This window comes from Frankia canadensis, assembly GCF_900197875.1.
GTDB classification, from domain to species: Bacteria; Actinomycetota; Actinomycetes; order Frankiales; family Frankiaceae; genus Frankia; species Frankia canadensis.
The window spans coordinates 1-8150 of sequence record NZ_FZMO01000175.1 but is presented as its reverse complement, the minus strand read 5'-3'; the positions used below and the strand labels follow the sequence as shown (position 1 = coordinate 8150).

Here is an 8150-nt window from a genome sequence, read left to right as displayed (position 1 = left end):
CCGCAAGAAGTCCACAACGAATTCCTGAACCGCAATGATGCGGCCTAAAACCGACTGATAGAATGTGTCCGGAAAACGCGGGGCCGATCACCCACCCATCGCGCTCCCGACCGACCGAGACGACCCGCAACCGACGTGCCTTGACAGGGGTCGGACTCGGCACGGGTGGCAGCGGCCTGGCAGGACCGCGACGAGAACGAGGGAGCCCGGATTCAGCCGAGCCCGAGTCCCTTGGCCACGCTCAGCTGGATCTCGTTCGTCCGCCCGATGTTCTCCAACGCCGTGCGGTTCGCCGCGACCCTGGGTTTCTGGAGGGCGGCCTCAACGGCGAACCAGACGCCGACCAGGTTGGTCTGCTTCTTGCAGGCGATGTCGGTGGTCGCGACGGTGATCTCGGTTCTCGACACCGGGCCGTCGCGGAACCGCGGGTCCGCGGCCGCGTCGAGCGGGGTCGCGTAGTCGTAGCCGTGTCCGTGCATGCAGTCCGACCAGGCGTGGGTGGCAGCCTGGACACGCCGGTCACGGCCGGACTGGCCGTAGCTTTCCTGCGAGAGCCGCTGGGCGAGGAACGGGTCGCTGACCGCGGGCGCGCCGACGGTCATCCGGCGCCTTGCCTCACCGGAGCAGCCGCCGTTCGGGACGGGGTGGCCGTCGACCGTGCCGCGCCGACCGGTGAGCACATCGAGGAGGCGGGGATCCGCCGAACCCGTCGGTGTCGGCCTCGCGGGCGGCGTCGGCGTCGCGGCTGACGGCGTGGCGGCCACGCGGTATCCGGCCGATGCGGCGAGCGCCGGGTCGGTGATGCCGTAGCGGCGCTCGTTGGAGGTCGCCGGCCCGCCGGTGGAGACGGGCCGCTCCGGCGTGGTGAGCCCGAAACGCCGCAGGCAGTCGGTGAGAGGGCGGCGATACGCCTGCGACACCCACTCCGATTCACGAGGCGTCAGCAGATAGGGATCGAGTGGCAGCCGCAGACGCGATGCGTCCAGCACCACCGGCGGGCTCGGGGGAGGCGCGGCGTCGGCGTGCGTCGTCGGGCCGTTCCCACAGCCGCCGGCCATCGTCGCCATGATCGCCACGGACACCCCCGCCCGCACACGCCGGGCGGCGGTCGGAGAGTGGGAACGTCCAGGACCCCCTCGAGATGCGGCGCGAAACAGATACCACACCCGCGACATTGATTGTCCTCTCGCTTGGATGGCGCGTGCACGCCGGCGCGGCGAAGGAAAGCCGGCCGAGGCCGGAACCGGTCGGGAGAGACCGGCTCCGGCCTCAGCCAATGCGCGGTGCTAGATCCACTTGAACGACTCGACGTTGTTGTTGAACCCTCCGAGGTTCGAGTTTCCGGAGCCCGCGGGGATGTTCAGGGAGGCGCCGGTGTAGTTGGTTCCGGTCCAGAGCTGGGCAGTGAAGACGTTGTCGAAGTTCACCGCGGACATGGTGTTGTTGCCCACGCGCTGGCCCTGGCCGGCGCCCTGAGCGATGAAGACGTTGTCGTTGAGGTTGCTGTCCGCGAAGAAGAAGTCGGAGAAGCTCCCGCCGAAGTTCGAGAAGTACCACAGACAGAGATCGCCGGTACCGCTCGAAAGCCGGTTGCAGGCGCCGTCGAGGTGCTTGGCGCTGGCGCCGGCGCTGTTGCGCGCGGTCGTGTCGGACGTGCTCGCCGGCGGGGGAGTGGTGGGCGAAGTCTTGGCCTGAGCGCCTTGCGCGGGCAGGCCGACGGCGACCAATCCGGCCGCGGCAACACTGCCGGCGGCGACGGCCAGGCGGCGGCGGATACTCGTTCCGGTCATATCTAGCTCCTTGCTCTGCTGTGTGGGGGCGCGCTCGCCCCGGCCTGCGAAGTACGCAGGCGTAGTCCCATGGCGGAGATGAGTTTTCGCCCCGTGACATCGCAGCACCTGCCTGCGGCCATCAGGCCGCTGGGGCTGTGCGGGATACTGGCCGGCCGGCCATGGAATGTCCGAGGCTTACCAACAAGGCAACCAGGAGGCAGCGGGTTGCGCGCTTGTTGAGAATATGGCGCGCGGTGCTCTGCGTCCAGCATGTCGCCGCGGTCCGGGGGAGTGGCGCGCCGGATGATTTGTGGGCTCCGGTCGCGCGGCCACGCCGAAACCGGGAACGTCGGTGTGCTTTCTATGACGAATGAGACCCTCTTCGTACCCTCGGCGGGCGGATTCCTGGGCGGTCAGGTGTCATAGAGCCGACAGACGTGGCGGAAGCACCGCCATAAAGCTGCTCAAACTCGCCGGGCGAAAAATGGTCCCCAGGTTCGTTTGCGTAGTTCGGGGCGATCTCCGGCGCCGGCGCCGAGCGACGGCTTGGGCTATGTCGACGTCGGTGCTGGTGCTGGTGCTGGTGCTGGTGCCGCGTGGAGGCGGACGGTGAGGAGGGTGAGGTCGTCCTTGTCGACGGCGCCGGCGGCGCGCTGGGCGGCGAGATGGTTGCGCAGGTCGTCGCGGCGGCTGCGAATGACCGTGCAGCAGGGATCCGGCGACCATCGCTGTATCCATCTGGCCGGGGAGCGCCGAGCGGTAGGCGATCAAAGCCTTGGCGCGGGCCGCCCAGGCCTCAGCGAGGTCGACGGGCAGGTGCGGCAGGTCGCGAGGCACGCCCTCCAAAGCCAGCCGAAGGGTCGCACCGACAACGCTATGATCGATCGTCTGCGGCTTGGTCACGACGTGTGCGGTCAGGTAGTCGGCGGCCGAGTGCATGCCGCCAAGGAACGCCTCGGCGATGTCGAGCATCGACAATGCCATGACGGTGTCGGGATGCAGCACGGCCGGCGGCTGGCGCAGTGCGATGACTGCGGCGGCGGTGTCGGCGCAGAACACAGCCTCGGCAGCCTCGAGAGCCGCACCGGAACCGTAGCGGCCGGCTTCTGGGTAATAGGTGTCGAACGCAACCTGCCCGGCGGTGCCGGACGTGGCCAGCATGGCGGCCCACTCACCGAGAGCGGTCGCGCGGGCCGCGTGGCTCGGTTCGCGGGCCGCGACGCGGATGCGCAGATGATCCGTCTGTTCAGGGTTGCGGTAGCGCACCATCCACAGCGGCGCTGCGTCGAGCCGAACCTGCAGGTCCAGGAGCTGGTTAGCGATGACGTCGTCCATGGCGGTGGGGTGTGTATGGACGCGAGCGGAGATCCAGCGGGCGTTTGGATCTCCAGGTCGATGGCCGTCGGCGTTGACTCTGCTGATCAGCACAGCGGCCATCTTGTTCGGCGCGGGCGGACCCGCGCGGACCACTGGCGCGACGACCTCGTGCGCACGGCCGATCCAACCAGGGTCCTCGCTGGGCACCGCGCGGTTCAGCATTGCCGTGACCGTCTTGGCCAGATGTCCGCGCAGGATCGTGGCGTGGGCCGGGACCGCGAGGTCGAGCCGCAAGGTCATGTCACCGTCGGCCAGCTCCACGAGGTCCGGGCACCGATGCCGCTGCCGCCACTGGGCGAGTTGACCACGCCAGTCGGGTGCCGGTGCGTCGAGGCTGGGCAGGTCCGCGGAGTTGAGGCGCCATCGTTCGGGAGCCAGGATGATCCGGCCGTAGCGAACCTCGGGTAGATGCGGCAGGGCACCGGCCGCGGGGCCGAAGTCGAAGGCGTCATGGGGGCGGCGAACGCTCGTGGCAGGTGCGTGAGGAATCGCGCCAGCGACGGCATCTGACGGTCGGGTGCAAGCGCGTGGAACACCTGCGGGTCGCGTCGGGCCACGATGATGCGGTCCTCATTCTGATCTCACTCGTATCTTGCGTGGCCCTCATTCGCGTCAGGCGGCCCCTCCGCAGCGCGCTCGGCAAGGACCTGGGCCTCTGCCGGCGAGGTCGCTCCCGGTTCCTGCTTCGGGTGGCTGGGTGGTTACTGTGTGGTTGTGGTGCGATCCCGGTCGAATGCAATGGCGCAGATGGGGCGGTTCTGCGCGCGGCGGGGATGGTGGGTACTCGGCGCCTGGGTGGTCTTTCTGGCCGCCGCGACGCTTGGTCACCGTCTCGCGGGCGGGCACTACTCCGACGACCTGCAGTTGCCGGGTTCGTCGGCGCAGCAGGGCGCGGACCTGCTGCAAGCCCACGAGCCGGGGGCGGGCGGGTATGCCGGGCAGATCGTGTTCACCGTAGGGTCGGCCTCGCTGCGGGCGTACTCGTCCGAGCTGTCGGCAGCGGCGGCCGCGGTCGGCCGGCTGCCGCACGTCCTCGCGATCAGTGACCCGCTGGCCGCGGGGAGGACGTCACAGGATGGCCGGACCGCCTATGCGGCGGTCCGTTTCGATGTCGACCCGAAGGCCCTGGGACCGTCCTCCGTCGCGGCCGTCGACCGGGCGGTCGCTGGGGTGCGGGCGGCCGGGGTCCGGGTCGACTACGGCGGTGTCCTGGGGCAGGCCGCGCGGCCGAAGCCCGGGGAGGCGCGTTCAGAGGTCATCGGCGTCGTCGTCGCGATCGTGGTGCTGCTCGTGGGGTTCGGCAGCGTCTATGCCGCCGGGCTACCCATCCTCACCGCGCTGGTCGGCGTCGGGACCGGCGTTGGAATACTCGGCGTGGCCGCGGCGGCCAGCCCCTTCGCCTCGGTGGCCCCCACCCTCGGCATCATGATCGGCCTGGGCGTCGGGATCGACTACGCCCTGTTCCTGTGCGCGCGGCACCGCCAGCTGCTCATGACCGGGGTCAGGCCGGCCGAGGCCGCGGCGGGAGCGCTTGCGACCAGCGGCCGTTCGGTGCTCGTGGCAGCGGCCACGGTGGTCATCGCGATGCTCGGACTGTTCGCCTCCGGTATCGGGTTCGTCGGCAAGCTCGGTCTGGCCGCGTCCATCACCGTGGCGGTGTCCGCGCTGGCCGCCATCACGCTGATACCAGCACTCCTGGGGCTGGCCGGGCACCGCATCGACCGGTGGTGGGTGCGCCGCCCAGTGGCCGAAGGCGCCGCCAGCGGCCATGACGGCGCGACCGGCTGGCACCGGCACGCGGCGCGGGTGGGCCGTCATCCATGGCGTTATCTCGGCGCCGGCATCGCCGCGCTCGCCGTGCTGGCCGTTCCCGCGCTGTCGATGACGCTTGGCCACATCGACGCGGGCGCAAACCCGACATCCTTCACTGACCGTCGGGCCTACGACGCCATCAGCCGGGCGTTCGGGCCGGGCGCGAACCGTCCGTTCGTCGTCGTCGTGCGCCTCGCGGACGGTGTGTCAGATCCGGCGCTCGCTCCTCGCCTCACGCGCACCCTCGCCAGCACCCCGGGAATCGCCAGCGTCAGCCCAGCGCGGACCACCGCCGACGGGGCTCTGCTCGTCGCCACCGTCGTGCCGGCCACCAGTCCGCGGGACGCGGCCACCGACCGGCTGCTCACACGCCTGGACGACGAGACGCTGCCACGCGCGCTCGCCGGCACCGGCAGCCGCGGCTACGTCACGGGATTCCTGGCCGCCAGCCTCGAGTTCGACGACCAGGTCGCCGCCCGGCTTCCGGTCATCATCGCCGTCGTGCTCGCCGCGGCGTTCCTGCTACTGGTCGTCAGCTTCCGCGCCCCCGTGCTCGCGCTCAAGGCCGCGGTGCTCAACCTGCTCTCGATCGGCGCTGCCTACGGCGTCATCGTCGCCGTCTTCCAGTGGGGCTGGGGCAACTCTCTGCTCGGCGTCGACAAGCTGGTGCCGGTCGAGGCCTACGTGCCGATGATGATGTTCGCGATCGTGTTCGGACTGTCCATGGACTACGAGGTCTTCCTGCTCTCCCGGGTCCGTGAACGCTGGATCGTCACCGGCGACAACGCCCGCGCCGTCGCCGACGGGCTCGCCGCGACCGCCCGCGTCATCACCTGCGCGGCCCTGATCATGGCCAGCGTCTTCCTTGCGTTTCTGCTCTCCGGCAACATCATCATCAAGATGCTCGCCCTCGGACTGGGCATCAGCGTCCTCATCGACGCGTCCCTCATCCGGCTGATCGTCGTCCCGGCGACCATGTTCCTGCTCAGCCAGGCCAACTGGTGGCTACCACGCTGGCTTGACCGCCTACTGCCCCGACCCGAACCCGCGCCTGCGCCTGGGTCTGGGTCTGGGTCTGGCCTCGACACCGAACGGAAGGCCCACCCCGAACCCGCCACGACATGACTCGGCACGGCTCCAGCGCGGAGGAGGGGACCTGCTCCGCACCTTGTGGCGGTGCGGAACTCAGCGCGGCATCCGGTAGGCGACCAGATGGACGCTGGCGGTGTCCTTCGTCGGGAGGGTGACGAGGACTTCTCGCTGCACCTGCGGATCCTGCGGGCTGCTGGAGCGGCAACTGAACGGACGCTGTATGGAGTCGCCGGTCACGCCGTAGTAGGCACGGGTGTCCGGCCTGAGCCCGTCCAGCCACGGCAGGGGATACCGCCGCACGCCGCGAGCACAGCCAGCAGGGATGCTCCCGCGCAGGCCAGTCTCGCCCCACGGAGGGATCGTGATCTCACCTATGTTTCCCTCTGGCGGTCTCGGCCACGAGGGCGAGGGCGAGGAGGGCAATCGCCGAAACCATCAGGCATGCCACCATCATTCTGCGGATCGCGACCTGGATCGGTCGGGTCGCGCACAGGGCGGATCGTAGTGGACGCGGGGCAGCATCTGGTGTCATTCGGTGGCGGTGAGCTCGTGGCGGTGATGGTGCACGCGCTGGGGAGCAGTACTCCCGGCGTCGCGCGCCGCAGGCACCGCAGTCACCTCGCCGGCCGGCTCCCGGGCGGCGCATCCCACGACGAGCACGGTCACCTCGCTCTCCGCGGCCATCCGCACGGCGGCGGTTGGGATTTTCCCAACCGTGGGGTACCGTGGCCGCATGTACGGCATCGGCGACCGGGTGCTGGAGCGCATCCAGCTGGCCTGTCCCAACGCTCTACACCGCGACATAGCGGGGGTCGTCGGGATGACCCCCGATGCTTTTTCGCGCGCGCTGAACGGGAAACGAGCCTTCTCGTCGATCGAACTTGCGCGCCTGGCCGACCACCTGGACGCGGACGTCCACTGGTTGATCACGGGACGCCCCGACCCCCACAGGCTGGTCGTCGCGGCGCGTCACACCTTCGACCACGAGACGGGGCAGCGGGATGTCCCCGGGCGTGAGGCCGACGACCGGGTGCTCAGGGACATAGGCCTGGCGTACCGCCAGGCCTACCCGGAGCCGCAGGAGTTGCCTGCCCTGCCGGAAAGCCCGGCCCAGGTCAGGCGCGCGCTCGGTGCTCGCTTTGTGCGACCGTTCGCTCCCCGACTGGAGAGCGAGCTCGGTGTCGATGTGGTGCGTGTCGCCGGCCTCTCGACCGCATACTCCTTCACCACTGGCGGGCATCCAGTGATCGCGCTCCCGGCGACCGGGAGCTGGTTCCACGAGAACTGGTCTATGGCCCATGAGCTAGGGCATCTCGCCAGACGTCACCATGATGATTCTCTCTCCGAGAGTGAACGGCATAACCATGAGATGGTGGCAAATGCCTTCGCGGCCGAGGTTCTGCTCCCACGAGAGTCGCTCGAATCGATCGACTGGGACGGCCTGGACGCCGCTGGCCTGGCCGACCTGGTGTGGGAATGGGGCGTGTCGACCGACGCACTCGCGCGACGCCTGAAGGCCTGCCGAGGCTCTGTGCCCGCAGTCGTGCAGACCTGGGCCGGGCATGCCACACAACGCTTGCTGCGGCGACATTGGCGGGGTGACCCGTCGGGCCGCGACGAGATCACGGTTCGTATGGACGCTGCTGCCCAGCGCCGTTTCCCCGTCTCGCTGCAGGAGGCACATCTGCAGGGGATCGCTTCTGGCGCGCTCGGCACAGGAACGCTCGCGTGGATGCTCGGCATCGATCCGGATGCGCTTGAAGTCGACAGTCCACTGGCGCCTGAGATGGACATAGACGATCTTGCTGAGGCGCTGGGCCTCTGATCGTGGCCGTCTATCTACTCTTCCCCGACAACACGGTCCTGATCAACTTTGCGATCATCGACCGCATGGATCTCCTGGAGCGCCTGGCCAACGGCAACGGCCGCTGGTGTCTGTCGGTCGCGCGTGAGTGTGATCGATCAGCGGAGTTGCCAGGCCTCGGCGCACTGAGCCAGGCCAGGGCTGTCTTCGGCGTACCCATACACCCCGACCCGGCGGAGTGTCCATTCACGGGTGGTGGGTTGAGTAGCTCCGTGTTGATGGTGGTTCAGGCG

At 69.3% G+C, this 8150-nt stretch carries 7 protein-coding genes and 1 pseudogene; 3 read left to right on the top strand and 5 right to left on the bottom strand.

From position 1 onward, the window contains the following. Nucleotides 1-212: 212 nt before the first annotated feature. The 3 genes from C1A33_RS15425 to C1A33_RS15415 form a co-directional block, all read right to left on the bottom strand. Nucleotides 213-1067, bottom strand: coding sequence for a hypothetical protein (locus C1A33_RS15425; RefSeq protein WP_243407583.1), 855 nt, complete (start codon nt 1065-1067; stop codon nt 213-215). A gap of 219 nt (nt 1068-1286) precedes the next feature. Further along, nucleotides 1287-1790 carry a peptidase inhibitor family I36 protein gene (locus tag C1A33_RS15420; RefSeq protein ID WP_101832194.1) on the bottom strand — a complete coding sequence of 168 codons (504 nt, stop codon included), beginning with the start codon at nt 1788-1790 and terminating at the stop codon, nt 1287-1289. Between the two features lie 402 nt (nt 1791-2192). Continuing rightward, entirely contained in the window at nt 2193-3638 is a 1446-nt protein-coding gene (locus tag C1A33_RS15415) for a thiopeptide-type bacteriocin biosynthesis protein (protein WP_279354642.1), read from the bottom strand. A gap of 258 nt (nt 3639-3896) precedes the next feature. Between C1A33_RS15415 and C1A33_RS15410 the strand changes: the two genes are divergently transcribed. Next, nucleotides 3897-6086 carry an MMPL family transporter gene (locus tag C1A33_RS15410; RefSeq protein WP_243407581.1) on the top strand — a complete coding sequence of 730 codons (2190 nt, stop codon included), beginning with the start codon at nt 3897-3899 and terminating at the stop codon, nt 6084-6086. Between the two features lie 60 nt (nt 6087-6146). On the opposite strand, the gene C1A33_RS15405 is transcribed toward C1A33_RS15410, so the two are convergent. After that, entirely contained in the window at nt 6147-6353 is a 207-nt protein-coding gene (locus tag C1A33_RS15405; protein ID WP_101832191.1) for a hypothetical protein, read from the bottom strand. Between the two features lie 228 nt (nt 6354-6581). Beyond that, on the bottom strand, nt 6582-6737 hold the full coding sequence (locus C1A33_RS34960) for a hypothetical protein (RefSeq protein ID WP_165818407.1): 156 nt from the start codon (nt 6735-6737) through the stop codon (nt 6582-6584). Nucleotides 6738-6786: 49 nt separating this feature from the next. Between C1A33_RS34960 and C1A33_RS15400 the strand changes: the two genes are divergently transcribed. Both C1A33_RS15400 and C1A33_RS35760 read left to right on the top strand, forming a co-directional pair. After that, nucleotides 6787-7878, top strand: a complete 1092-nt coding sequence (locus C1A33_RS15400; RefSeq protein WP_101832190.1) for an ImmA/IrrE family metallo-endopeptidase — start codon at nt 6787-6789, stop codon at nt 7876-7878. A gap of 2 nt (nt 7879-7880) precedes the next feature. Next, nucleotides 7881-8150 (top strand): annotated as a pseudogene (locus C1A33_RS35760) (hypothetical protein); the annotation flags it as partial.

Coding starts and splice junctions, on each gene's coding strand:
- C1A33_RS15400 (WP_101832190.1), top strand. CDS start 6,787: ATGTACGGCATCGGCGACCGGGTGCTGGAGCGCATCCAGCTGGCCTGT.
- C1A33_RS15420 (WP_101832194.1), bottom strand. CDS start 1,790: ATGACCGGAACGAGTATCCGCCGCCGCCTGGCCGTCGCCGCCGGCAGT.
- C1A33_RS15410 (WP_243407581.1), top strand. CDS start 3,897: ATGGGGCGGTTCTGCGCGCGGCGGGGATGGTGGGTACTCGGCGCCTGG.
- C1A33_RS15425 (WP_243407583.1), bottom strand. CDS start 1,067: ATGGCGACGATGGCCGGCGGCTGTGGGAACGGCCCGACGACGCACGCC.
- C1A33_RS34960 (WP_165818407.1), bottom strand. CDS start 6,737: ATGGCCGCGGAGAGCGAGGTGACCGTGCTCGTCGTGGGATGCGCCGCC.